This window comes from Microcystis sp. BLCC-F209 (assembly GCF_041928595.1).
Taxonomy (GTDB): Bacteria; Cyanobacteriota; Cyanobacteriia; order Cyanobacteriales; family Microcystaceae; genus Microcystis.
This window is the reverse complement of record NZ_JBHFLL010000176.1, coordinates 1-20890: the sequence shown is the minus strand read 5'-3', so window position 1 is coordinate 20890 and position 20890 is coordinate 1. Positions and strand designations below refer to the sequence as shown.

Here is a 20890-nt window from a genome sequence, read left to right as displayed (position 1 = left end):
TCCCAGCTTTGGTGGGTAAAATGTATTTTAAGATACATTTCTCAAGAGCGAGGGGGTGGAACGAACCACAAAGACACAAAGGACACAAAGATCGATCGATCCTATGTCAATTAAACTTATCACACAGAACCTAGAAGAGCCAACTGCTCAATTCAATGGTTTGAGCGAAACCCAACATTCTTGACGATATTGGTGTGGTTGGGTTTCGCTTAAGCGTCGCTAACATTTGACAGACAAAAGTTATTATTGCTCAACCCAATCTACGGCTACGGAAGACATAGATAGAGAAAAAAATTGGTAATCTCTATGAAAATTGTTTTCAATTCTTCTCCTTTACTCTTTTTGTCTAGGTTAGGATTTTTGGAAAAATTCCTAGATTCTAAAGATAGCGTGTTCTATGTTCGCTGTACCAATCGCTATCGGGATACAGATATTCATATTCTTTCCGTTCTCTTTCCCTTCTTTCTTCTGGCGATTCTCTTCGCTCTCTTTCTAATCGTTCTCTTTCTGCGGCTTCTCTTTGTTCTTTGTGATATTTTAGGCTGGCTTCTATATACTTTTCAGCTACCTGTTTAAACTCAGGAAATATGGTGGCAAGCTTGTTTAATTTTGATTCTTTTTCATATTCCGGTTGTTTACCTGGTTCAGAAACAAGGTTAGAAACATACTTATCAAATACATATTTAAACTCAGGCAAAGTAGCAAGAAACTCCTTTAACCTGTCCATTGTATCATAACTAAAACCGAGACTTGCAGGCTGGCAGGGAATCCACCGACTAATTGCAAACTGAAAATCTGGGTACTTATCTAGGAGCATCCTAACATCGGCAACAGATAAACCTCCGTCAAGCATCTGTAACCATTGCTGGCGAACAGAATTTCGTTGGACAGGATCAGTAATGTGGTCAAAACAGTTATCGTAGGGCGTTGACATATTTTTTTCTCCGAATCACCCATAATCTTATTTTAACCGTTCAGGGGGCGGTTATCAAGTAGCCATTAGTTTTGTAATGGGGATTTATGCTCCGCTCCAAAAACTTTTCGCCTTAAGGCAAGGTTTTAGACCCGATTTTTTCGATAAAAGCAGACTACGAGAGAATTTTTCGCAGCACTAAAGCTATGTAAGAATCATCGCTTTAAGGGGTGACATTTTCTGTTTCTGCTGGTTGAATTTCTGGCATTTCTACTTTAATTAAACTCACTCTAGCACGATAAAGTAGTTTTTCCCCATGACGATAGCCCCGATAACGAACTAAAACGGGTGTACCGATTGCTGCTTGACCATCGATCAATTGATGGATTTGCGGATCATAACTAACATGATCACCGACACTGTCAATTGGTTGCACTCCCCAGCGCTCCAGTAACTGCATAATCGGTTTAACTAGGGAGAGGATTTTGACGGCTGCTAGGTCGGGATTTTTGCGGGCAACGGCCTCGGCCGTAGGCCATTGAACTAACCAAGATTCGATCGCTTCGATGCTTTGACGTTGAAATTCTGCGGCTAATTCTTCTTTTTGCTTGTCTAATTTTTGCTGTAAATTTTGATACTCTTGTTCGAGAATTTTTGATTCCCCTGAACGATCCTCTGTCCCCATCGTCGGGATTTGAAAATGAGCAAGGAGATCGCTAACTGGCAGCTGCAGCCCATTAGCTAATTTCACCAAAGATTCAGAGGATAATTTGGCGATTAAGCCATGGCGAACTCTCTGCAATTGCCAAGAAGATAGACCCGATAACCGACTCAATTCTTCCAGATTTTTACAGCCAATTTCTGCCATTAACTGCTCTAATTTTTGCCGATGATATTTATATAAGGACTCATTCATGGGAATTCTCAGCTTAAGCGATGTGTTTAGCTAAAACGGATTTAGGGGCGCGACGAACTCGACAGAGAATTGTTTCTTTACCGAGACGCTGATGAGCGGCAAAGCGATGGCAACCGGAAAAACCGTAGTAGTTACCATCCACCTCCAAAACATCGATCGGTTCTCGTAATCCCTCCTCAGCGATCGATTGCATCAACTGATTAACTTTTTCGGGATCGGTTTGTCGCGGTAAAGGACGACGAATTTGGGACAGAGGAATGTTTTTAATTTCCATAGTGTCTTCACTATAGCACATTTAGGCTAAACTGAAGATAAGTTGACTCGGTTGCTGATGCAGTGGTCTGTCTCGGTGCTGGCAGTTTTCTTGACACAGACAAGATTTTATCACCCAATCCTCTCCTTTTCTGACTATGACTATTCCTCCTATCAATGAAAAAATTATCCGGCAAAATAGCACCAATGCTTCCTATCAGCGCGGTCAATATTATTACGATAGCGGTGCAGTTATTTCTCTTTGGCAACGGGGGCAAAATCTACAAGCTTTAGTGAATGGTAGTGAGGTTAAACCCTATCGAGTTGCCATGGATTTTAACCAAGATAATCTTGAGAATGTCTCCTGTTCCTGTCCCTACGATTACGAGGGTTGGTGTAAGCATATTGTGGCGGTTTTGTTAACCTGTTCTCGTCAACCAGAATTAATTATCAAAAAAGCCTCTCTAGAGGAGTTATTGACACCGATCGATGAAAGTAAAATAAGAAAATTACTTAATCATTTAGTGGCTAAACACCCAGAAATTATTGAGACAATTGATAAATTTTTATTTCCAGCTACCCCAGTTAATAAAGCGGGAGGTAAGATAACTATTAATGTCAAAGCTTATCGTAATACTGTCCGTAATGAACTGCGGCAATCCCTGCGAGCGATCGAAGAAGATTACTGCGAAGAAGATCCAATTTCTGATGAAATTTATGCCCTGGTGGATGAGGCCCAAGATTATTATCAAAAGGGAGAACCGGATAACGCAATCGCTATTTTAGAAGCAATTATTAGCGCCTGTATCGAGGAATGGGATGATTTAGAAAATTACGGTGCTGTCAATGATGATTTAAGTGCCAGAATCGATCAAGTTTTAACTGCGGCAATTTTAAGTAAAGAATTTAATCCCCAAGAAAAGCAAGATTTAAGGGAAAAGATCGAGCAATGGCAAGATGAATGGAGTGCCGATTTTGAGATGAGTTTAGCAGCCTTACAACAGGGATGGGATGATCCAATTTTAGAGAAGATTTTACGGGGAGAATCGGCTAATTTTTCAGAAATGTGGTCAGGGAATATCCCCGATTATGCCCAAACATTAACTTCTATTCGCTTAGAAATTTTCGAGCAGCAGGAAAAAGATCAGGAGTATTTGAATCTAGCTTTAGCTTCAGGACAAGTGGTAGAATACCTAACTAAGTTAGTCTATCTTGATCGCATTGACGAAGCGATGGCAGCGGCAAAAAATATGATAACTAAAAACGATGAAGCCTTCTTTTTTGCCAAAGCTTTACGGGATGAATCCGCACCAGAATCCGCCCTAATAATTGCCCGAAGTGGTCTAAATTTCCCAGGAAATTATTATTATCAATTAGCTCTCTGGACAAGTGAACTAGCGCAATCTTTAGGGGATATAGATACAGCTTTGGCTGCTAGAATTAAGGCATTTCAAGACCAACCTTCCTTTTCCCATTACCAAAAAATTGAGTCTTTAGCGGGGGAAGATTGGCCCGATTTAAAATTAGACTTGTTAGATTACTTGCGCAAGTTTAGCGGTGGACGTTCCACAGAGGCTAAAATCGATATATTTCTCCACGAAAATTTAGTTAGAGATGCAATTAAAGTCGTTTCTGATAATTCCTATGTGCAGTCTCACCTAATTTGGCGGATAATGGATGCGGCTGCTACCGTCGATCCTAACTGGGTGATCGATCGCGCGTGTCCTCCTGCGGAAAAGATACTCGACGAAAAAAAGGCTGATCGCTACGAAGAAGCGATTAAATGGCTGAAAAAAGCTCGTAATGCCTTTTATATGTCAGGAAGACGGGAAGAATGGCAAACTTATCGGGAAAGTTTAATTAAGGAACACGGACGCAAATCGAAATTTATGGGGTTATTTAAACATCAGGATTTACAATGATTTAAGCTTCTAAGCTAAGACCCATTTTAACCGCCTATCCTTAGAGCAGCTGAATCTCCCCCACCCCCCCTACCCCCCGACATCGGGGGGGGTTTCCTCTTGCCTTATCTCCACAAGCAATTTAAATACTTAACAGCTTCGCCGTCAGTTATCGGCTAAAATTGTGCTGTTTTTAGCTTGTAGAGCGGAAATTATCCTAATCTTAGGCCTAGTGACATTTCGGGGCAAAGTGGAGTATAATGGAAGATTGGTCTAAACTTATCTCCAGACTACTTATACTGAATATTCATTGTCAAAAAATATGACTGAAACTATTCGCTTTTTGATGTGTTCTCCCGATCATTACGATGTGGATTATGTGATTAATCCTTGGATGGAGGGCAACATTCACAAATCTTCCCAGGAAAAAGCTAGGCAACAATGGCAGCAGCTTTATCATGTTCTCAAAGATCGGGCGCTCGTGGATTTAGTCACACCAGAAAAAGGCTGGCCTGACATGGTTTTTACCGCTAATGCAGGTTTAGTTCTGGAAAAAATAGTCGTTCTCAGTCGCTTTTTACACAAAGAAAGACAGGGAGAAGAACCCTATTTTAAACAGTGGTTTGAAGATAACGGTTTTACAGTTCACGAACTGCCCAAAGATTTACCCTTTGAAGGTGCAGGAGACGCACTATTAGATCGGGAAGGACGTTGGTTATGGGCAGGATATGGCTTTAGAACTGAGTTAGATTCTCACCCTTTAATCGCTAAATGGCTCGATATCGAGGTTTTATCCCTACGTTTAATCGATGAACGTTTTTATCACCTTGATACCTGTTTTTGTCCCCTTAGTGGCGGTTATCTACTCTACTATCCCGATGCTTTTGATGCCTATTCTAATCGGTTAATTGAGTTAAAAATTCCCGAAGAAAAACGCATTATCGTTGAAGAAGCTGATGCGGTTAACTTTGCTTGTAATGCAGTGAATATCGGTGAAGTAATCGTCATGAATAAAATTAGTGACGATTTACAATATAAGTTAGTGTCAAAAGGCTTTGAAGTGGTACAAACTCCCCTAACGGAGTTCTTAAAAGCAGGAGGAGCCGCTAAATGTTTAACCCTGCGTACCACGGAACCCTTAATTCCAGACCATCACGCTAATGTCACCATTGAAAGTCGCATTCTCCAGTTAGAAGGTCATCTGCTCGACGCGGGAATTATGAATAAAGCTCTCGATGTTGTGGTGGGAAATGGGGGCAGCTTCAAGGTTTTAAACTTCACCTTAGGGATTGAGCGCCAAAGTACCTCCTCGGCCGAAGTGCGCGTTTCTGCACCCTCTCACGAGGTAATGGAGGAGATCATGGTACAATTGATCGACCTCGGTGCGGCCGCTCGTCCCCAAGAAATCTGTGATGTCAATACCGCCATTGTCGCTCAAGATGGGGTCGCTCCCGATGATTTTTATGTCAGCACCATCTATCCCACGGAAGTGCGGGTTAACTGTGAATGGGTGCGGGTGGAAAATCAACGCATGGATGCAGCCATCGTCGTCACTGAAAGTCCGGAAGGCAAAACCGCGAAATGTACTCTGCTGCGGGATTTAAAAGCTGGCGATCGCGTCATGGTGGGAGTTGAGGGCATCCGTACTATCCGACAGGCGGAATCCAGGGAACAACGCAACAGCACTCAGGAATTTACCTTTATGGGTGCGGGGGTTTCCAGCGAGCGCCGAGTCGAGTTAACCGTGGAGCAGATTGCCTGGGAAATGCGCCAAATTCGCGACCAGGGCGGTAAAGTGGTAGTAACGGCAGGTCCGGTGGTCATTCACACTGGAGGAGCGCAACATCTCTCCCGTTTAATCCGCGATGGTTACGTTCACGCTTTACTGGGGGGAAATGCGATCGCAGTTCACGACATGGAACAGGCGATCATGGGTACTTCTTTAGGGGTAGATATGCAGAAAGGCATCCCGGTGCGCGGTGGCCATCGTCACCACCTCAAGATTATCAACCTCATCCGTCGCCACGGCAGCATCGCCAAAGCTGTATCGGCCGGGGTATTGACAAAAGGCGTAATGTATGAATGCGTCAAGAATAATGTCCCCTTCAGTTTGGCCGGTTCAATTCGCGATGATGGTCCGCTTCCGGATACGGAGATGGATTTAATTAAAGCACAGGAAGAATATTCCCGCTTAATTCAAGGTGCAGACATGATTCTCATGCTCTCTAGTATGCTCCATTCCATCGGTGTGGGCAATATGACACCGGCGGGGGTGAAAATGGTCTGTGTTGATATTAACCCGGCCGTGGTGACAAAATTAAGCGATCGAGGTTCCGTAGAATCCGTCGGTATCGTCACCGATGTGGGTTTATTCCTGAGTCTGTTAACCCAACAGTTGGATAAGTTAACCCGTCCCTTGGTAGAAACGGTTTAAAACCAATACTCTAAAACATAAAACTTATGAGCTTTGGGGGTATTTAAACCCCCTTTTTTGGGACTATTAACCCCTATCTCTATAGGTGAGTTAGCAATGGGTAACTAGAATAATAAAGGAGAACCATTGCCGAAAAACGAGAACGTTATGCCAGAAGAAACTATTTGGATTATCACCGCAGAAGATACCCCCGTCACCCCCGATAAAGATGCGAAAAGAAACGACACCTATGACAATCCCTGGGACACGAGGAAAACTATCACCGCAGCTGCGACTCGTGGCGTAAAAGTGAGCATAGAGAAGCTAGAGACAGAACTTTCCCATTTTCTCCAGCTTATCGGCAAAGTCTTCAATCAAGCACAGAAACAGGTCAACCAACAAACCGGTTTTAAACTCGATGAAGTAGAGCTTTGCGTAGAGATTACCGGAGAAGGTGAAGTAAAATTGTTAGGGACGGGGATTAAGACTGGCACTAAAGGCGGATTAACCCTAAAATTCAAGCGAGACGAGAAAAACACACCGACCGCAGACTAATGGCGAACTGGGCATTTATCATCGGCATTACAGCCTATAAACAGGGACACTTTAACAAGCTAGATTGCGCCATCGAAGACGCGAAGGCTATGTTTCGCTATTGTAAAGAAGAAGCCAAGTTTGACGAAGTTTTCCTCTTTACCGATGATTCTGACTCCATTAAAACGCCTAGCGGTACTTTTCTAGAAACGAAACCCACCGCCACAAATTTAAAAATCTTCCTCCATGAATTTTTCGAGTCCCCGCAGTTGGAGACGGGGGATAACTTCTGGTTTTTCTTCAGTGGCCACGGATTACGACATCAGGAACAGGATTACCTCGTTCCCCACGATGGACACTCCCAATTGCTCCCAGATACCACCATTTCTCTCACCTATCTCACCCAACGCTTACGCAAATGCGGCGCGGATAATATCATTCTGTTGTTGGACTCTTGCCGGAACGAGACGCGATTCGGCAATAAATCCGCGGGAGGAAAACCCCAACAGGGAGTGATTACCATCGCTTCCTGTAGTCCGGGGGAAGAATCCTATCAAATTCCCGCTTTGGGAATGAGTTCGTTTACCTACGCGCTTCTGGAGGCTTTGCGAATTGAGGGGGAAAGGAATTGCGCGACGGTGGAGAGACTTTGTAATCATCTATTCCATCGAGTTCCGGAAATCAACCGACAATACAACAAACCCCCGCAGACTCCCCACTCCACCGTCGAACCAAACTACAAGAATCATCTGATTCTGTTACCGAAACAAGCAACTATCACCGATATCGCGTTACTGCGAGAGGAAGCGTTAGATTTAGAAGGTGAAGGGAGACTAGAAGAAGCAAAACAGTTAATGAGGCGAGTATTAGCCTTAGACCCCACGAATCCGAAGGTTTTAAAAGTTTATGACCGGATTACCCTGAAACTAGCACAACAACCCGTCCCACCGTCCCCTAAAACGGAACCGATAAATGGTGAGTCGGCGAAAACGATAACAGAAACCCCGAAACCCGCAGCACCGAAACTGGAAGAAATCGAACTTAAAAGCGAGAAAGGAATCGATTATCGGAACTTAGAAGATTTATTAAAACGGCAGCAATGGATGCAAGCGGACTATGAAACCGCGACAGTGATGCTACAGGTAGCTAACCGAACGAACGAAGGATGGCTACGGATAGAGGATATCGATAATTTTCCCTGCGAGGATTTGCGAACCATTGACCAATTATGGGTTAAATATAGTGGCGGTCGCTTTGGTTTTTCCGTGCAGGCGAAAATCTACCGCGAACTCGGTGGGACGCGGGAGTATAATGAAAGAGTTTGGAACGCTTTCGGAGATAGAGTAGGCTGGCGAGTGAATGATAGATGGATATACTACACGGATGTTACTTTTGACCTAAAAGCACCCCTAGGACACCTCCCTATGGTTCGGGCATTTAGGGTACGGTGGTTAGTATTTGGGTTTCGTGGAGGGCTCTCTTCTCTCGCGTCGAGACTTGTAAAATGTAACATATAAAGGTAACAGCCAATTTTTAAGAATTGTATCGGAGGGAAAACCAAATGCTAGAAATTAACAAAAACTATGTATTAGACAAAGATCAAAAGCCGATTGCCGTTCAGATTCCCATTGCTGAATTTGAAAAAATCGAAGAAATCCTAGAGGATTACGGACTAGGAAAACTCATCGAAGAAGTTGAAAATGATCAAATCTTAGACAAAGAAAAAGCCTTACAATATTTAGAATTGCTTAAAAATAAAAATGTGGAAGGTTGAATACAACAAGAGATTTTTAAAAGAATTAACCTCTTTGCCAAAAGACATACAATCTCGTATTGAGTTGATCGTATTTTCCGAATTAGAAACTGACAATCCTTTTGAATTAGGCTATCTCGATAAAATGAAAGGACATAAAGATAAATATAAAATTAGAGTTGCAGATTATAGGATTGGCCTGACTATTGATAAACCCAATCAAACCATCATCTGTCAACGGGTCGCACATCGTAGAGAAATTTACAAAACTTTTCCTTGATAGAAAAATACCGCTATCTTTATCTGTCAATTACTTTCTAATCATTTTAATCGATGAACAGGGGAATTGGAACTTTGAATTATGAAAAAATCACCTTCGGAAATGACTAACGCAGAACTCCGTCAGTATCTTTCGGAACATCGAAATGAAGAAGCTATTTTTAGTGAAGCACTAGAAGTATTATTAAGCCGAAAAAAAGACGGGTTTAACTATCCCGCACCTCAAACGATGTCCTATAAAGAAATAGAAACGATTTTCAAGGAAAAATTAAATCAAATAATTGAGGAATAGAAATCGTGCGTTATGCGATTATTATCGAAAAAGCTGAAAATAACTATTCCGCTTATGTTCCCGATTTACCCGGTTGTGTTACTACCGGTAAAACCCTAGAGGAAATCGCAGAAAATATGAAAGAAGCAATTCAATTTCATCTGGATGGATTACAAGAGGAAGGGCTGCCAATTCCCCAACCAGCCACCTATTGCCAGTATATCGAAGCGTAACCGATCACCTGCATCCTGTCCGCGACTTTTATCTGTTAACATGGAACTGTAAACATATTACTAATGCTCAAATTCAGAAAAAACTTCTCAATATATGCGCGGATTTCGGCTACAAATTACCGCTAATCTGTACACCTTACGAGTTAATGGGAGAATGAGCTATGTGGGAAGATGAAATACTCGAAGAAATTCATAAGATTAGAGAAGAACACGCCAAGTCTTTCAACTACGATATAAAAGCGATTTGCGCCGATTGGAGGGAGAGACAAGGGAAAAGTGGTAGAAAATTAGTTCGGTTAAATACCGCCCAAAACATGACAAAAAATAGCGAAAATGATACTATTGAGAGAACCAAATGCTAGAAATTAACAAAAGCTATGTATTAGACAAGGATCAAAAGCCGATTGCCGTTCAGATTCCCATTGCTGAATTTGAAAAAATCGAAGAAATCCTAGAGGATTACGGACTAGGAAAACTCATCGAAGAAGTTGAAAATGATCAAATCCTAGACAAAGAAAAAACATGGCAATACTGCCGGTATATACTGTAAAATCTATTTTATAGAAGTCTATAAAGAAATTGGCTAAATTACAATATAAATGCCTTATTTAAATCCCAATGCGACAATCCCACCAGCTAAATTAACCCGGTATTTGCTAGTTTTACAACCCAAAGATGATAAATCAGGCTTTCTGGCACAAGCGGGATATAATTTAGACAACTGGCAGGTATTGGAACAAGATTTAAGACGTATTCTTCTCAACGAGGCCACCTTAAATAAACAAACAAAGTTCGGTGATATTTATGAAATTAAAGGACTTTTACAAGGGGTGAACGGGATAAACTTACGAGTCTCTACCTATTGGATTATCGACTCACTTACGAAAGAAACAAGATTTGTGACTTTATTACCAGATTAAAAGAGTTAGACTATGAAATTTGATATGTTTTCCGAAGTTCAATTAACCGAAGATTTGCCAGAATCTAATTTGTCTCGTGGCACTCACGCGATTATCGTGGATTATTGTCCTCGACCCGAAGGCCAAGAGGATGGCTATGTTTTAGAAGTGTTAAATAATCAGGGAAAAGCCTATACAGTTATCGCTGTAGAAGTTTCCAAGATTGAATCAATTCAAAATCTTAAACAGGATGAATTGCAAATTATATAATTCTGTTATTCTTAGTGGATTTAATCCCCCATCCTAGCAATGGCGAAATGGGAGCAATTTTAGAGGTTTTTAACGCTCTCGGTGAGTCAATTTCAGTAGTAACCTTTGGGGTGGTTGGGTTTCGCTTAAACAATCGAATTGAGCCATTTTCGACCCAGTATTGTTTCGCTCAACCCAACCTACAATAATTGCTTATATTAATTTCTGATTAATTGCCAATTCATTGCCGACACAAGAGTTAAAGCGATAACAATTCATTGCTGTATGTAACAATATAAGAGGAGTGCGATCGCTGATCTTGTAGGGTGCGAAAACGCGCGTGTAACGCACCGCTAATGTTTGGGATAAAATGGAGAAGTTTCAATGCGATCAAGTGCGATCGCTCTGAGAAATGATCGAGGTCAAGCATGACAGTGCAATAACTTCGTTACAGAGATAGGATAGTAGAATAGAGGGGGCTACCATACCGCTGCTTCAGGCTTTAATTTAGTCTTGTCGATCAGTTATTATCATGAAAGAAAAAGTGTACTTGGATTCCACGGTTCCGAGTTATTACTTTGATGAGCGTGAAGCTCTAAAAACTTTTACCGAAATCACAAGGAAGTGGTGGTCGGAGATGTCCAGTTATTATGATTTATATATTTCGGATGCCGTGCTTCAAGAACTAACCAACGGAAACTATCCGCGTAAAGCTGAAATTATTCATTTGGTTTCGAGGATTCCTTTACTACCGCCGACTTCTGCTCTTGAACAAGTTGTCGAGTTTTATCTTGCCTATGCCAGCTATTTCGACATTCAATATCTCGTTACTTGGAATTGCAACCACCTAGCGAATGCTAACAAACGGAAGCATATTCGCGTTATCAATGCCCGCCTTGGTTTGTCAACACCTGAAATTGTCACACCACTTGAACTATTCAAAGAGGAGAATAACTTATGATCCACTCAGAGATTTTGCAAGAAAAAGATAAAACTCAAACAAGATTATCGGAGGAATGCACGTCTATCCATGACTATTTAGTTAAGTCTCGCATTGCTGCGGAAAAGGCTGCGGAATCCTACGGGTTTACTCTCAAGTATGCTGAAGAAATTCATAAAATTCGAGAAGAACACACCAAAGCTTTCAACGTCAACACAACAGCCTCTTAGGTTGGCTTGAGCGAAACGCTATAGATTGATTCTGATTAATTGCCAATTCATTGCCAACACAAGAGTTAGGGCGATAATGATTCATTGCTGTATGTAACAATACAGAATAAGTTTATCTCAGGAGTTCCACAGTGATTAAAGAGCTAGACCGTATTACTGTTAATCCACAAATATGTCTTGGACAGCCAACGATTCGAGGAATGCGTATCACTGTAGGATTTGTTCTGAAACTGTTGGCTAGTCAGTTATCTATTCAGGAAGTCTTAGAGGCTTATCCAGAGTTAGAAGAGGAAGATATTCGTCAGGCTCTTAATTATGCAGCTTGGGCTGTATCCGATTATATCGTTAGCTTCACTTCGGCATGATTTCTTATTCCGAGGCTCTGCCTTAGAACACCATATCTAAGGCTCTACCTTAAACCAGTATTCAGGTAGAAACTGAAGGGAGCGTTCCCCGGTAGAATATGGGAACGGGATAAAATTGTCAAATCCATATCTTCTCGTGAATCGATTAAAATATAGTTATTAATTAATATCCATCTCACAACAATTTAAATCATGAAAGGTATTCAGTATATTGTCGATGAAACAGGAGAAAAAACAGCAGTTGTTATCGATCTAAAAGAATGGGGTCAACTGTGGAATGAGTTTTATCAAAATTTACTCGATCGCTCTCCCGTAAACGAAGACTGGATAAATCGATCGCCTTTTCGAGAAAAATTAGATCAAGCTCTGACATGGAATGCTAATCATCCACCGCAGTTATCAGATCTAGAATCCCTAGAGAGCAAACTCGACAATCATGAGTGAGGTTTTACTTGATCTAAACAACCCGATTTTTCAGCGAGATTTATTCAATTTACCCAAAAGTGAAGCATTATCCGCTCTGAAAACTTTCAGGAAAATTTCTCAACTAACTTGGGAGCAGTTATATCAAGATCAAGGATTAAAATGGGAGAAGATTAATTCTAAAAAAGGTCAAAAAGGAGAAACCTTGTACAGTTTTAGAATCACGCAAAAATGTAGAGCAATTGCTACTAGAGAAGGTGATTATTTACGAATACTTTCTTTACATTCCGATCACGATTCAGCTTATCAATAATAATCTAGAGAACTTTTAGAGGAACTCCAAATGCTAGAAATTACCAAAAACTATGTATTAGACAAAGATCAAAAGCCGATTGCTGTTCAGATTCCCATTGCTGAATTTGAAAAAATCGAAGAAATCCTAGAGGATTACGGACTAGGAAAACTCATCGAAGAAGTTGAAAATGATCAAATCCTAGACAAAGAAAAAGCCTTACAATATTTAGAGTTGCTTAAAAACAAAAATGTGGAAGGTTGAATACAACAAGAGATTTTTAAAAGAATTAGCCTCTTTGCCAAAGGACATACAATCTCGTATTGAGTTGATCGTATTTTACCAGTTAGAAACTGACAATCCTTTTGAATTAGACTATCTCGATAAAATGAAAGGACATAAAGATAAATATAAAATTAGAGTTGCAGATTATAGGATTGGCCTGACTATTGATAGACCCAATCAAACCATCATCTGTCAACGAGTCGCACATCGTAGAGAAATTTACAAAACTTTTCCTTGATAGAAAGATACTGCTATCTTTATTTGTCAGTTGCTTATCTTTTCTCTACCAACCGATATACCTATTCCGCTATGATAGCCGACTCAAAATTATTTATATTTTAGTGCGATCGCTAATCTTGTAGCTAATCTTGTAGTGGACTGTTTCAGCTAATTTGGTGTATTAGAAAAATGCTATAAATTCTATAATCTAGGACTTTAAGCCGAAATCTATTGCCCTATTTTAGCTGAAATAGTCCACTACTGGACTACACACTAACTTTTATCTCATCGGTAAAGATTGCAATCCAAAACAGAGACCTTGACAGACTCGTGTTAGGAAATTTAAGTCCAAAGTAGCGATTGTATCCCGAGAACTATGATAATAGGGATTACGCATATTAGCCGTATCTGTCACCATAATTGCCGAATAACCGCGACTCCAAAAAGGAGAATGATCGCTGCGTCGAGTATCGGGGACGATATAACCTCCAAAAATTACGGGCAACCACTCGCAGGGAGTCTGATTTTCCCGCAGGACTCGACTGAGAAAATTTAAATCCTTGCGGGTTTTGAGATTGCCAATCAAAGCGATAAAATCCCCAGTGTTGGGATAAAAATATTCTAGAAAAGCTGGATATTTTTGAGAATGGGGATTTTTATCACAGTAACCGAGCATTTCTAAGGATAACATTAACCTTAAATCCTGCTTAGTTTGTTTTAATTTTTCTGCGTAGGCAATGCTCCCCAGTAATCCGTATTCTTCTAGATCGAAGGCAATTAAACGAATTGGATAATTAGCCTGATTCTCCCCAAAAAACCTCGCTAATTCTAATAATACCGCTAATCCCGTGGCGTTATCGTCAGCCCCCGGCGACCCCGGCACCGTGTCATAATGAGCGCCAATTAAAATCGGAGGTTTTTGACTGTTGTTAGGCAAATCCAAGATTAAATTTTCGTAATTTTTTCCCTGAAAATGGAAAAAATGTGATTCAACTTTTCCCCAATTGCCTAACTCTTGCCGCAGGTATTCTCGCACATAAAAATGTCCTTGACTAGAGAAAAAAGGGTTTCTTTCTCGGACAATTTGTTCTAGGTGTTGGCTTAAGCGATCGCTAAGAAGATCAAACATTGATGGCAGCAGATAATTTAATCAAAAGAGCCAATGGATAGAGAAACTGAGGGAAAAATCGGGGAGAATAATAATTGTTAATTATAAAATATTCTGTGGAGCTAAAATCATGACAAATCTCCAGTTGACTAGCTATGAGTGTATCGTTGTTGGGGCGGGATTAGCGGGATTAATCGCCGCGCGGAATCTCCAGAGGCAAGGTCATCAAGTTCTGGTGATCGAAGCGCGAAATCGTTACGGTGGCAGAATGTCTGGTCAATATCTCCCCTCCGGACAGTGGATCGATCGAGGTGGTCAGTGGGTGGGCCCAACCCAAGAGCGTTTTTTAGCCCTCCTTGATGAGTATCAAATACGTCGTTTTCCCTCTCCCAATCAGGGAAAAACCGTTCTAGTGTTCAACAACAAACGCTATGAATTTAATGGTTTTTTTCAAGGTTTCCACGAGGGAGAAGTACCCGATATCGGCGCAGCAGAATGGCAAGATGCGATGTCAGCATGGGCGCGTTTTCAAGAACTAGCCAAAACCCTACCTTCAGGTTATCCCCAAAGCAACGATCACACCAAAAAACTAGACAGTAAAACTTTTGCCCAGTGGATTGAAGAAAACACCAGCACAGATTTTGGTCAATGGTATTTTGCTTATATGGCCCGTGCCGTCGGGTTTCTCGGGCCAGCCGAACCCCAACAAGTCTCACTGCTGCACGTTCTTTGGGGACAAAATTGCGCCGCTCAAGCTGAACATCCAGAAGCCGAACTGATCCATGGCGGAGCCGGACAAATTCCCGACAAGATCGCGGCGGAATTAGGAGAGCGAATTCGACTGGGGGAACCGGTTGTTCGCCTTAATTATGACTCGGCCGGCGTGACCATAGAAACCAGCCAGAACACTTTTACTGCGAAATTTGCCATCATTGCCATGCCGCCCCATCTTGCCGGCCGCATTATTTATCATCCCCCGCTGCCACCCCAGCGAGAACAACTAACCCAACGAGTACCGATGGGATGCTGCGCTAAAGTCCTGATTTCCTATGAGCGACCTTTCTGGCGAAAACAGGGACTAGCGGGACTTGCCCAAGGAAATTGTCAATGGTTGGAACTCTGTGCTGATAGTTCCGATCCCGAAACCGGCGTCGGGGTAATCGCCACCTTTGTGGTTGGCGATCGCTATATTCGTTGGCGCTCCATGAGTAGTCCGGCGCGTCGTGCCGCCGTCCTCTCGGATTTAGCTATTTATTTCGGTCAAGAGGCTCTTTTCCCGATCAGTTACGATGAGGTGGATTGGCCCGGGGATCCCTGGACTGGTGGAGCATATTCCGCTTTTATGCCCCCCGGAGTCTGGACAAGTTTCGGCGAGGCTCTTTTTACTCCCGTCGGACCGATTCACTGGGCCGGCACAGAAATGGCTGATCGCTGGCCGGGATTTTTTGAGGGAGCGATCCGCACCGGTGAGGCAGCGGCCGATCGAATCGCCTTGCTTTTACGGGAAAAATGAGCATCTACAGGGCTAGGACACTTTTTAGGTCAAAAAAGTCATCATAGTCAATTTTCGTGGATAATAGGGCAAAAAAATCCTAAATCATCACTATTTCGCCTTGGTAATGTTCGACGAAATATTGGACACGATGACGATATTCTTTAATTGTCCGATCGACCCATTCCCGCTGCTCACTGTTAGCATAGATATGTACTAAAGGTTCTCCGGCATCGGGTAAAATCAACACCCAGTCATCATTAAGGGGATTAATCACCTTCACCCCATCGATTAACTCTAGATTATCGGTAGCGTGAGTCTCCACCAGATAGCGCATCAAGGATCCCTTTACTTTCCAAGGACAACGCACCGCCGTATTCTTATTGTAAATGCGCGGTAACTCAGCCCGCACCTGAGCTAGAGAACGTTCCTGAATGGTTAACATCTCCAAAAGTTTCGCCACGCTGAACATGGCATCGAACCCGGGATGTAATTGCGGAAAAATAAACCCAGTTTGCCCAGAGCCTCCTAAAACCACGTTAGGATTGGTTTGACATCCTTCCATTAAAGCGCTAGGACTGGCTTTTGTCCGCACCACCCGGCCATCGTGACGACGCGCGATCTGTTCCACGGCACTAGAAGCATGAACCGGCACTACCACTGTACCGCGAGGATGGGCGGTCAGAATTGTGTTCACCATTAAAGCAGTTAATTGTTCCCCGCGAATCGATAAACCACTCTCATCGACGAGGACTAATTGTTCCCCGTTGGCCGAAACTTGTACCCCTAAGTTCGCTTTCAGGGCCTCCACCACATGGCCCAATTGATGGATTAGTAACTCTCTTTCCTGCATGGAAAGGGCATTCTGACGTAAACTGGCATTGAGAACCACGGCATCACAGCCAAATTTGGCCAGTAATTCCGGTAAAATTGCTCCTGAGACTCCGTAGGCGTAATCAATGACGATTTTGGAGCTACTATTGCGAATAGCCTCCACATTTAGCTGAGTTTCAAAGGTTTTGCGGTAATTATCGAGAATATCAGCCGGATAGGACATACTGCCGATTTCCTGCATTCCCACCCGTCGCAGATCTTCTTTGAAATAGGCCCCTTCGATTTTCTTTTCCCTAGCTTTGGAAACATTAATCCCTTTTTCGTCTAAAAACTCGATTAAGAGAAAATCCGGGCGATCGGGGTGAATACGAACGTGAATGCCACCGACTACGTTTAATTTAGCCACTAAAGTCCGCGAAATCGGTAAAGCATTCGCTTGTAGGTTTTGGATATTCACCCCCACGGACATTAAACCGGCAATCAGCGATCGACTGACCATGCGCGAGACACTACGTTGATCTCGGGAGACGATTACCGTTGACCCCGGTTTTAGAATGGAACCGTAGGATGCCCCCAATTTAACGGCGAATTCGGGCGTGATATCGATGTTAGCGAGGCCCGATACTCCTCGTTGACCAAAGAGGTTTTTATGGGCAGTATTTCCCCAAATCAGGTTAATATTGAGGATGGCTCCCGATTCGATCTGTTTACTCGGCCAGACTCTTACCCCGGAATTGATCTGCGCTTCTTCCCCCACGATCGATAATTGTCCAATCACCGCACCTTCGTGTACCTGGGCCCGTCGATCGATTCTGGTTCCCCTAGCGATCGTACAAGCGGCTAAATTGACCTCATCTCCGATCACTACACCATTCCAGAGGATGGGACGTTTCAGATCGGAACCTGCACCGATGGTGACATTATCGCCGATAACCGAACCCCTCTCGATCAGAACATTTGCACCAATGCGGCAATGATTGCCGATCATGGCCGGTGCCTCGATCTGGGCGCTAGGATCGATATAGGTATTAGTGCCGACCCACACCCCGGGGGATTTTTCTCGATAGGGAAATTCTAGGTTAACTTTGCCGGATAAAGCGTCGTATTGCGCTTCTCGGTAGGCCTCCAGATGACCGACATCGCACCAATAACCATCGGCCACATAACCATACATAGGTTCGCCCCTTTGCAGCAGCAGCGGAAACAAATCTTTAGAAAAGTCGGCTTCTTCTTTGTAGGGGAGATAATCGAGGACTTCTGGTTCGAGAATATAGGTTCCGGTGTTGACAGTATCGGAAAAAATCTCACTGGTGGATGGTTTTTCGATAAAACGGCGAATTCTGCCTTCTTTGTCGGTAATCACTACCCCAAATTCGATCGGATTGGCAACCCGCGTCAGCACGAGGGTTGCTTTCGAGTTTTTGCTTTTATGGAATGCGATCGCTTTTTGCAGGTCAAAATCGGTGATACTATCGCCACTAATTACCAGAAAGGTATCATCTAACCATTCGGCAATATTTTTCACACATCCTGCGGTGCCTAGGGGTTGATCCTCCTCCACTGCGTAGGTGATTTTTACTCCAAAGTCGCTGCCGTCTTGAAAGTAGTCCCGCAGGACATCGGGGAGATAGTGCAGGGTGGTGATAATTTCAGTAATGTCATGCTTTCGTAGTAAATTAATAATATGTTCGGCGATCGGACGGTTGAGGATCGGTACCATCGGTTTGGGAAGATCACAAGTAAGCGGACGTAATCTTGTCCCCGAACCACCTGCCATTAATACCGCTCGCATAATTTCCTCCCAAGGCTATCTTTTCGCCGTTTTTAAATAGTTTTTGCAAATTATGGCTTTAGTTTCCCGACCTCGATCGAGCTAGTTCCTAACCGGCATTCTAACACCGTCCCCCCGATTCAGGACAATATTTTCTTTTCCCAAGCTGGCAAAACCCAAGCTTAAAATGGGAGATGTGAACTGTCTAAATCCAAGGATGAGATGACATGAGACTGGTTGTTTTTCTCTTAATAATTGTTTACGGTGTCGGTGGTTGGAAATTCTGGAATGGATACAGAAGCACTAATTTTAGTTCCAGTTTACCCAATCGTTTGGCTCTAACCCTGTTCTGGCCGCTTCTGTTGGCTGTTAATCCCGCCTATCGCAAGAATTTTCAAAAAGCCCTCAAGGGTAAATAAAATTAACATACTGCCAAAATCGCCGCCATAAAACAGGAAAGAGGGTGGGTATCGAGGCGTTTTCTGCCGGATTAGTCCAGATTACCCCCCCCAAAAAAAACCTAAATAATTTATGGTGATCAGCAATTTAGCCGTGGATGGCTTATCATGGTTAGGGAAAAAAGGGGTCGTAGCTCAGTTGGATAGAGCGAGTGCCTCCTAAGCACTAGGCCGCCGGTTCGATCCCGGCCGATCCCGCCTTTTTCAGTGATCAGTTAGGCGTTGGGGTATGGGGAAGTGGGGAAGTGGGGTGTGGGAATTATGAATTATGAATTAAGGCGATGTGCAACTAAGGGGAGACAAGGAACTGAAACTGCAAGGGGTCAGGGCTATGACGATTAAGCCAGTAGCAAACTGTGTGAGCTAAAAGCTTAGGGTTCAGACGACTGATTAAATGCCACAAATCTCTTGGCCACAACTTTTCTATCGAAAAACGCTCACTGAGTTGTCCAATCACAGTTTCGAGCAAACGTCTGGTTCTCTGGAGTAGCTTGAGATAGTTAGGGGAAGGCAAATCCTGCATATTGGAACGACAGGGAGTCGCCAATTGGATACCATACTGTTGCAGTTCGGCTTTTAGTGGAGCGGACAGATAGCCCTTATCTCCGATGAGTAGCCCCTTAATCGAAGGGACGAAATCCCAAAGAGCTTCTCGTTCACTCCCATTGGCAGCGGTGAGGCAAAAACCCGTAATAATACCCGTCTGAGTCACTAGCAAATGACCATGAAAGCCATAGTCAGTAGATGGAAAAGTTTGAATAACCAGAGTATTTAGTAACATCTGATACAAAATACTTAGAGAAATTAATTAAGAAAACTTATGTCTAAGAAAAAAGACTATTGCTATTAGCCAGAAGGCAAATATAGTGCGCCTAAATGATATATAAACTAGAATGCCGACAACAATCCCGAAATATTTTAGAATAAAAGGACGACAAATATAAGTGTTTGGAGAATCAAATCGAAGCAGAACTTCAAATTCTCGAAGAGTTCATCAAAACTAATCCCGACTCCCGATAACTGAAAAGCTAAGTACAGGACAAAAATTGTAGGGAATGAAGAAAATCCCGATGATTGGGCAAAGAAGGGTTAAGAATCAGATGACGAAGATGGTCAAAACCTAAGCGAAAAAGACTTTGGCTACGACGACCCTCAGTACAGGACAAAAAGCTTGAAAAGTAGGCGAGAGTAGGGTTTTATGAGAAATAGAACCAATCTCTAAAACCCTATGAACCAGTATAGCGCCCTAAAGCAAGCCCTTAAACCCCATCTGGCATGGCATGGAGCCAGGCTCTCGTTTCTAGCACTGTTCCTACTAGCCTTAATTAAAGTCAAAACCGTCAATCTGAGCGAGTTAGCAGTAGGATTTGGAGGTAAAGCCCTCAAAGAATCGAACTACAAGAGATTACAACGCTTTTTCCGCAACTTCGAGCTTGATTATTCTGAAATTGCGAAAATTGTCGTGGGTTGGTTGAAGCTCCCCCAGCCTTGGGTGTTGAGTCTTGACCGGACTACCTGGGAGTTGGGCGAGCATTGCTACAACATCCTGACTGTAGGCATAGTCCACGAAGGAGTCGCCATTCCCATCTTGTGGTGGCTGCTCAAGAAAAAGGGAAACTCCAACAGTGATGAGCGTATGCGGTTCATTAGACCTCTTGCAAAAGTCTTAAGTCGATCCTTGTACAGCAACATTTTTGAAGATTATCAACTACTAATAAATAAGTAGGTAGGCGAAAAAACTTATAAAATAGCAGAGAACCCTTTGTGGAGGAGGAATAAAACCTTGCCAGCCCCTCTAAAAATTGATTTAAGTGAAGAAGAAGACAAAAACCTGCTAGAACTGCAAAAACTGGCAGGAAT

27 protein-coding genes, 1 tRNA gene and 3 pseudogenes are annotated in these 20890 nt (G+C 42.8%); 24 read left to right on the top strand and 7 right to left on the bottom strand.

What is annotated here, in order from left to right:
• Nucleotides 1-379 precede the first annotated feature (379 nt).
• The 3 genes from ACE1AQ_RS11045 to ACE1AQ_RS11035 all read right to left on the bottom strand — a co-directional run bounded on the left by ACE1AQ_RS11045 (nucleotide 380) and on the right by ACE1AQ_RS11035 (nucleotide 2124).
• Nucleotides 380-934, bottom strand: coding sequence for a hypothetical protein (locus tag ACE1AQ_RS11045; protein ID WP_008198329.1), 555 nt, complete (start codon nucleotides 932-934; stop codon nucleotides 380-382).
• A 202-nt stretch (nucleotides 935-1136) separates the two neighbouring features.
• The gene (locus ACE1AQ_RS11040; RefSeq protein WP_008198332.1) at nucleotides 1137-1829 is read right to left on the bottom strand and encodes a helix-turn-helix domain-containing protein; all 693 of its coding nucleotides are present in this window, start codon (nucleotides 1827-1829) and stop codon (nucleotides 1137-1139) included.
• Nucleotides 1830-1842: 13 nt separating this feature from the next.
• Complete coding sequence (locus tag ACE1AQ_RS11035; RefSeq protein ID WP_002765183.1) at nucleotides 1843-2124, bottom strand: ParB N-terminal domain-containing protein; 282 nt, start codon at nucleotides 2122-2124, stop codon at nucleotides 1843-1845.
• A 115-nt stretch (nucleotides 2125-2239) separates the two neighbouring features.
• Here ACE1AQ_RS11035 and ACE1AQ_RS11030 point away from each other — a divergent pair, with 115 nt between their 5' ends.
• From ACE1AQ_RS11030 to ACE1AQ_RS10935, 20 genes are all read left to right on the top strand, one after another.
• Nucleotides 2240-4003 carry an SWIM zinc finger domain-containing protein gene (locus ACE1AQ_RS11030; RefSeq protein ID WP_110545171.1) on the top strand — a complete coding sequence of 588 codons (1764 nt, stop codon included), beginning with the start codon at nucleotides 2240-2242 and terminating at the stop codon, nucleotides 4001-4003.
• A 301-nt stretch (nucleotides 4004-4304) separates the two neighbouring features.
• The gene (locus ACE1AQ_RS11025; RefSeq protein WP_110545169.1) at nucleotides 4305-6416 is read left to right on the top strand and encodes a TIGR00300 family protein; all 2112 of its coding nucleotides are present in this window, start codon (nucleotides 4305-4307) and stop codon (nucleotides 6414-6416) included.
• A gap of 147 nt (nucleotides 6417-6563) precedes the next feature.
• Complete coding sequence (locus tag ACE1AQ_RS11020; protein WP_110545167.1) at nucleotides 6564-6950, top strand: hypothetical protein; 387 nt, start codon at nucleotides 6564-6566, stop codon at nucleotides 6948-6950.
• On the top strand, nucleotides 6950-8446 hold the full coding sequence (locus tag ACE1AQ_RS11015; protein WP_110545165.1) for a GUN4 domain-containing protein: 1497 nt from the start codon (nucleotides 6950-6952) through the stop codon (nucleotides 8444-8446). Before ACE1AQ_RS11020 ends, ACE1AQ_RS11015 begins: the two co-directional genes overlap by 1 nt.
• A gap of 44 nt (nucleotides 8447-8490) precedes the next feature.
• Entirely contained in the window at nucleotides 8491-8703 is a 213-nt protein-coding gene (locus ACE1AQ_RS11010; protein ID WP_110545163.1) for a hypothetical protein, read from the top strand.
• Entirely contained in the window at nucleotides 8690-8962 is a 273-nt protein-coding gene (locus tag ACE1AQ_RS11005; protein ID WP_061433426.1) for a type II toxin-antitoxin system RelE/ParE family toxin, read from the top strand. The genes ACE1AQ_RS11010 and ACE1AQ_RS11005 overlap by 14 nt, the downstream gene beginning before the upstream one ends.
• Before the next feature lie 81 nt (nucleotides 8963-9043).
• Nucleotides 9044-9253: a DUF6887 family protein gene (locus ACE1AQ_RS11000; protein ID WP_002734197.1), complete on the top strand. Its 210-nt coding sequence runs from the start codon at nucleotides 9044-9046 to the stop codon at nucleotides 9251-9253.
• A gap of 5 nt (nucleotides 9254-9258) precedes the next feature.
• Nucleotides 9259-9465, top strand: coding sequence for a type II toxin-antitoxin system HicB family antitoxin (locus ACE1AQ_RS10995; protein ID WP_002769524.1), 207 nt, complete (start codon nucleotides 9259-9261; stop codon nucleotides 9463-9465).
• A gap of 161 nt (nucleotides 9466-9626) precedes the next feature.
• Nucleotides 9627-9827, top strand: a complete 201-nt coding sequence (locus ACE1AQ_RS10990) for a hypothetical protein (RefSeq protein WP_002743272.1) — start codon at nucleotides 9627-9629, stop codon at nucleotides 9825-9827.
• A complete protein-coding gene (locus tag ACE1AQ_RS10985) occupies nucleotides 9821-10015 on the top strand; it encodes a hypothetical protein (RefSeq protein WP_110545161.1) in 195 nt (64 codons plus the stop codon). Before ACE1AQ_RS10990 ends, ACE1AQ_RS10985 begins: the two co-directional genes overlap by 7 nt.
• 49 nt (nucleotides 10016-10064) lie before the next feature.
• Entirely contained in the window at nucleotides 10065-10385 is a 321-nt protein-coding gene (locus ACE1AQ_RS10980) for a DUF6883 domain-containing protein (RefSeq protein ID WP_024968524.1), read from the top strand.
• Between the two features lie 12 nt (nucleotides 10386-10397).
• On the top strand, nucleotides 10398-10634 hold the full coding sequence (locus ACE1AQ_RS10975; protein ID WP_002743276.1) for a DUF4926 domain-containing protein: 237 nt from the start codon (nucleotides 10398-10400) through the stop codon (nucleotides 10632-10634).
• A gap of 511 nt (nucleotides 10635-11145) precedes the next feature.
• The gene (locus ACE1AQ_RS10970; RefSeq protein WP_008198370.1) at nucleotides 11146-11574 is read left to right on the top strand and encodes a hypothetical protein; all 429 of its coding nucleotides are present in this window, start codon (nucleotides 11146-11148) and stop codon (nucleotides 11572-11574) included.
• A complete protein-coding gene (locus ACE1AQ_RS10965) occupies nucleotides 11571-11783 on the top strand; it encodes a hypothetical protein (RefSeq protein ID WP_002763392.1) in 213 nt (70 codons plus the stop codon). Before ACE1AQ_RS10970 ends, ACE1AQ_RS10965 begins: the two co-directional genes overlap by 4 nt.
• Before the next feature lie 131 nt (nucleotides 11784-11914).
• The gene (locus tag ACE1AQ_RS10960) at nucleotides 11915-12148 is read left to right on the top strand and encodes a DUF433 domain-containing protein (protein WP_002775448.1); all 234 of its coding nucleotides are present in this window, start codon (nucleotides 11915-11917) and stop codon (nucleotides 12146-12148) included.
• Between the two features lie 192 nt (nucleotides 12149-12340).
• Nucleotides 12341-12592, top strand: a complete 252-nt coding sequence (locus tag ACE1AQ_RS10955; protein WP_106908391.1) for a hypothetical protein — start codon at nucleotides 12341-12343, stop codon at nucleotides 12590-12592.
• A complete protein-coding gene (locus ACE1AQ_RS10950; protein ID WP_110545159.1) occupies nucleotides 12585-12884 on the top strand; it encodes a hypothetical protein in 300 nt (99 codons plus the stop codon). The genes ACE1AQ_RS10955 and ACE1AQ_RS10950 overlap by 8 nt, the downstream gene beginning before the upstream one ends.
• Nucleotides 12885-12914: 30 nt before the next feature.
• Nucleotides 12915-13127 (top strand): hypothetical protein, encoded by a 213-nt coding sequence (locus ACE1AQ_RS10945; RefSeq protein ID WP_008198381.1) that lies wholly within the window; start codon nucleotides 12915-12917, stop codon nucleotides 13125-13127.
• The gene (locus tag ACE1AQ_RS10940) at nucleotides 13114-13386 is read left to right on the top strand and encodes a type II toxin-antitoxin system RelE/ParE family toxin (RefSeq protein WP_106908393.1); all 273 of its coding nucleotides are present in this window, start codon (nucleotides 13114-13116) and stop codon (nucleotides 13384-13386) included. The genes ACE1AQ_RS10945 and ACE1AQ_RS10940 overlap by 14 nt, the downstream gene beginning before the upstream one ends.
• On the top strand, nucleotides 13313-13510 hold the full coding sequence (locus ACE1AQ_RS10935) for a DUF6888 family protein (protein ID WP_371413506.1): 198 nt from the start codon (nucleotides 13313-13315) through the stop codon (nucleotides 13508-13510). Before ACE1AQ_RS10940 ends, ACE1AQ_RS10935 begins: the two co-directional genes overlap by 74 nt.
• 137 nt (nucleotides 13511-13647) lie before the next feature.
• Here the strand turns inward: ACE1AQ_RS10935 and ACE1AQ_RS10930 are convergent, their stop codons facing one another.
• Complete coding sequence (locus ACE1AQ_RS10930; RefSeq protein ID WP_008198385.1) at nucleotides 13648-14496, bottom strand: M28 family metallopeptidase; 849 nt, start codon at nucleotides 14494-14496, stop codon at nucleotides 13648-13650.
• A gap of 109 nt (nucleotides 14497-14605) precedes the next feature.
• Here ACE1AQ_RS10930 and ACE1AQ_RS10925 point away from each other — a divergent pair, with 109 nt between their 5' ends.
• Nucleotides 14606-15988: a flavin monoamine oxidase family protein gene (locus tag ACE1AQ_RS10925; RefSeq protein ID WP_110545157.1), complete on the top strand. Its 1383-nt coding sequence runs from the start codon at nucleotides 14606-14608 to the stop codon at nucleotides 15986-15988.
• A 79-nt stretch (nucleotides 15989-16067) separates the two neighbouring features.
• On the opposite strand, the gene ACE1AQ_RS10920 is transcribed toward ACE1AQ_RS10925, so the two are convergent.
• Nucleotides 16068-18593 carry a mannose-1-phosphate guanyltransferase gene (locus ACE1AQ_RS10920; RefSeq protein ID WP_008198389.1) on the bottom strand — a complete coding sequence of 842 codons (2526 nt, stop codon included), beginning with the start codon at nucleotides 18591-18593 and terminating at the stop codon, nucleotides 16068-16070.
• Between the two features lie 206 nt (nucleotides 18594-18799).
• On the opposite strand from ACE1AQ_RS10920, the gene ACE1AQ_RS10915 reads away from it, so the two are divergent.
• A complete protein-coding gene (locus ACE1AQ_RS10915) occupies nucleotides 18800-18991 on the top strand; it encodes a hypothetical protein (RefSeq protein WP_039899592.1) in 192 nt (63 codons plus the stop codon).
• Between the two features lie 163 nt (nucleotides 18992-19154).
• Nucleotides 19155-19228: transfer RNA gene (locus ACE1AQ_RS10910), tRNA-Arg, on the top strand.
• Between the two features lie 91 nt (nucleotides 19229-19319).
• Here ACE1AQ_RS10910 and ACE1AQ_RS10905 read toward each other — a convergent pair.
• Both ACE1AQ_RS10905 and ACE1AQ_RS10900 read right to left on the bottom strand, forming a co-directional pair.
• Nucleotides 19320-19772 (bottom strand): annotated as a pseudogene (locus tag ACE1AQ_RS10905) (transposase); the annotation flags it as partial.
• A gap of 286 nt (nucleotides 19773-20058) precedes the next feature.
• Nucleotides 20059-20187 (bottom strand): annotated as a pseudogene (locus ACE1AQ_RS10900) (IS4 family transposase); the annotation flags it as partial.
• Nucleotides 20188-20258: 71 nt separating this feature from the next.
• Here ACE1AQ_RS10900 and ACE1AQ_RS10895 point away from each other — a divergent pair.
• Nucleotides 20259-20696: pseudogene (locus tag ACE1AQ_RS10895) on the top strand (IS4 family transposase); the annotation flags it as partial.
• Nucleotides 20697-20890: the final 194 nt, after the last annotated feature.

Excerpts from the sequence above, each read along its gene's own strand:
- ACE1AQ_RS11040 (WP_008198332.1), bottom strand. The coding sequence starts at position 1,829 with ATGAATGAGTCCTTATATAAATATCATCGGCAAAAATTAGAGCAGTTA.
- ACE1AQ_RS10970 (WP_008198370.1), top strand. The coding sequence starts at position 11,146 with ATGAAAGAAAAAGTGTACTTGGATTCCACGGTTCCGAGTTATTACTTT.
- ACE1AQ_RS10955 (WP_106908391.1), top strand. The coding sequence starts at position 12,341 with ATGAAAGGTATTCAGTATATTGTCGATGAAACAGGAGAAAAAACAGCA.
- ACE1AQ_RS11020 (WP_110545167.1), top strand. The coding sequence starts at position 6,564 with ATGCCAGAAGAAACTATTTGGATTATCACCGCAGAAGATACCCCCGTC.
- ACE1AQ_RS11000 (WP_002734197.1), top strand. The coding sequence starts at position 9,044 with ATGAAAAAATCACCTTCGGAAATGACTAACGCAGAACTCCGTCAGTAT.
- ACE1AQ_RS10965 (WP_002763392.1), top strand. The coding sequence starts at position 11,571 with ATGATCCACTCAGAGATTTTGCAAGAAAAAGATAAAACTCAAACAAGA.
- ACE1AQ_RS10945 (WP_008198381.1), top strand. The coding sequence starts at position 12,915 with ATGCTAGAAATTACCAAAAACTATGTATTAGACAAAGATCAAAAGCCG.
- ACE1AQ_RS10980 (WP_024968524.1), top strand. The coding sequence starts at position 10,065 with ATGCCTTATTTAAATCCCAATGCGACAATCCCACCAGCTAAATTAACC.
- ACE1AQ_RS11025 (WP_110545169.1), top strand. The coding sequence starts at position 4,305 with ATGACTGAAACTATTCGCTTTTTGATGTGTTCTCCCGATCATTACGAT.
- ACE1AQ_RS10975 (WP_002743276.1), top strand. The coding sequence starts at position 10,398 with ATGAAATTTGATATGTTTTCCGAAGTTCAATTAACCGAAGATTTGCCA.
- ACE1AQ_RS10990 (WP_002743272.1), top strand. The coding sequence starts at position 9,627 with ATGTGGGAAGATGAAATACTCGAAGAAATTCATAAGATTAGAGAAGAA.
- ACE1AQ_RS11010 (WP_110545163.1), top strand. The coding sequence starts at position 8,491 with ATGCTAGAAATTAACAAAAACTATGTATTAGACAAAGATCAAAAGCCG.
- ACE1AQ_RS10920 (WP_008198389.1), bottom strand. The coding sequence starts at position 18,593 with ATGCGAGCGGTATTAATGGCAGGTGGTTCGGGGACAAGATTACGTCCG.
- ACE1AQ_RS10940 (WP_106908393.1), top strand. The coding sequence starts at position 13,114 with ATGTGGAAGGTTGAATACAACAAGAGATTTTTAAAAGAATTAGCCTCT.
- ACE1AQ_RS10930 (WP_008198385.1), bottom strand. The coding sequence starts at position 14,496 with ATGTTTGATCTTCTTAGCGATCGCTTAAGCCAACACCTAGAACAAATT.
- ACE1AQ_RS11045 (WP_008198329.1), bottom strand. The coding sequence starts at position 934 with ATGTCAACGCCCTACGATAACTGTTTTGACCACATTACTGATCCTGTC.
- ACE1AQ_RS11030 (WP_110545171.1), top strand. The coding sequence starts at position 2,240 with ATGACTATTCCTCCTATCAATGAAAAAATTATCCGGCAAAATAGCACC.
- ACE1AQ_RS11015 (WP_110545165.1), top strand. The coding sequence starts at position 6,950 with ATGGCGAACTGGGCATTTATCATCGGCATTACAGCCTATAAACAGGGA.
- ACE1AQ_RS11005 (WP_061433426.1), top strand. The coding sequence starts at position 8,690 with ATGTGGAAGGTTGAATACAACAAGAGATTTTTAAAAGAATTAACCTCT.
- ACE1AQ_RS10925 (WP_110545157.1), top strand. The coding sequence starts at position 14,606 with ATGACAAATCTCCAGTTGACTAGCTATGAGTGTATCGTTGTTGGGGCG.
- ACE1AQ_RS11035 (WP_002765183.1), bottom strand. The coding sequence starts at position 2,124 with ATGTGCTATAGTGAAGACACTATGGAAATTAAAAACATTCCTCTGTCC.
- ACE1AQ_RS10915 (WP_039899592.1), top strand. The coding sequence starts at position 18,800 with ATGAGACTGGTTGTTTTTCTCTTAATAATTGTTTACGGTGTCGGTGGT.
- ACE1AQ_RS10950 (WP_110545159.1), top strand. The coding sequence starts at position 12,585 with ATGAGTGAGGTTTTACTTGATCTAAACAACCCGATTTTTCAGCGAGAT.
- ACE1AQ_RS10985 (WP_110545161.1), top strand. The coding sequence starts at position 9,821 with ATGCTAGAAATTAACAAAAGCTATGTATTAGACAAGGATCAAAAGCCG.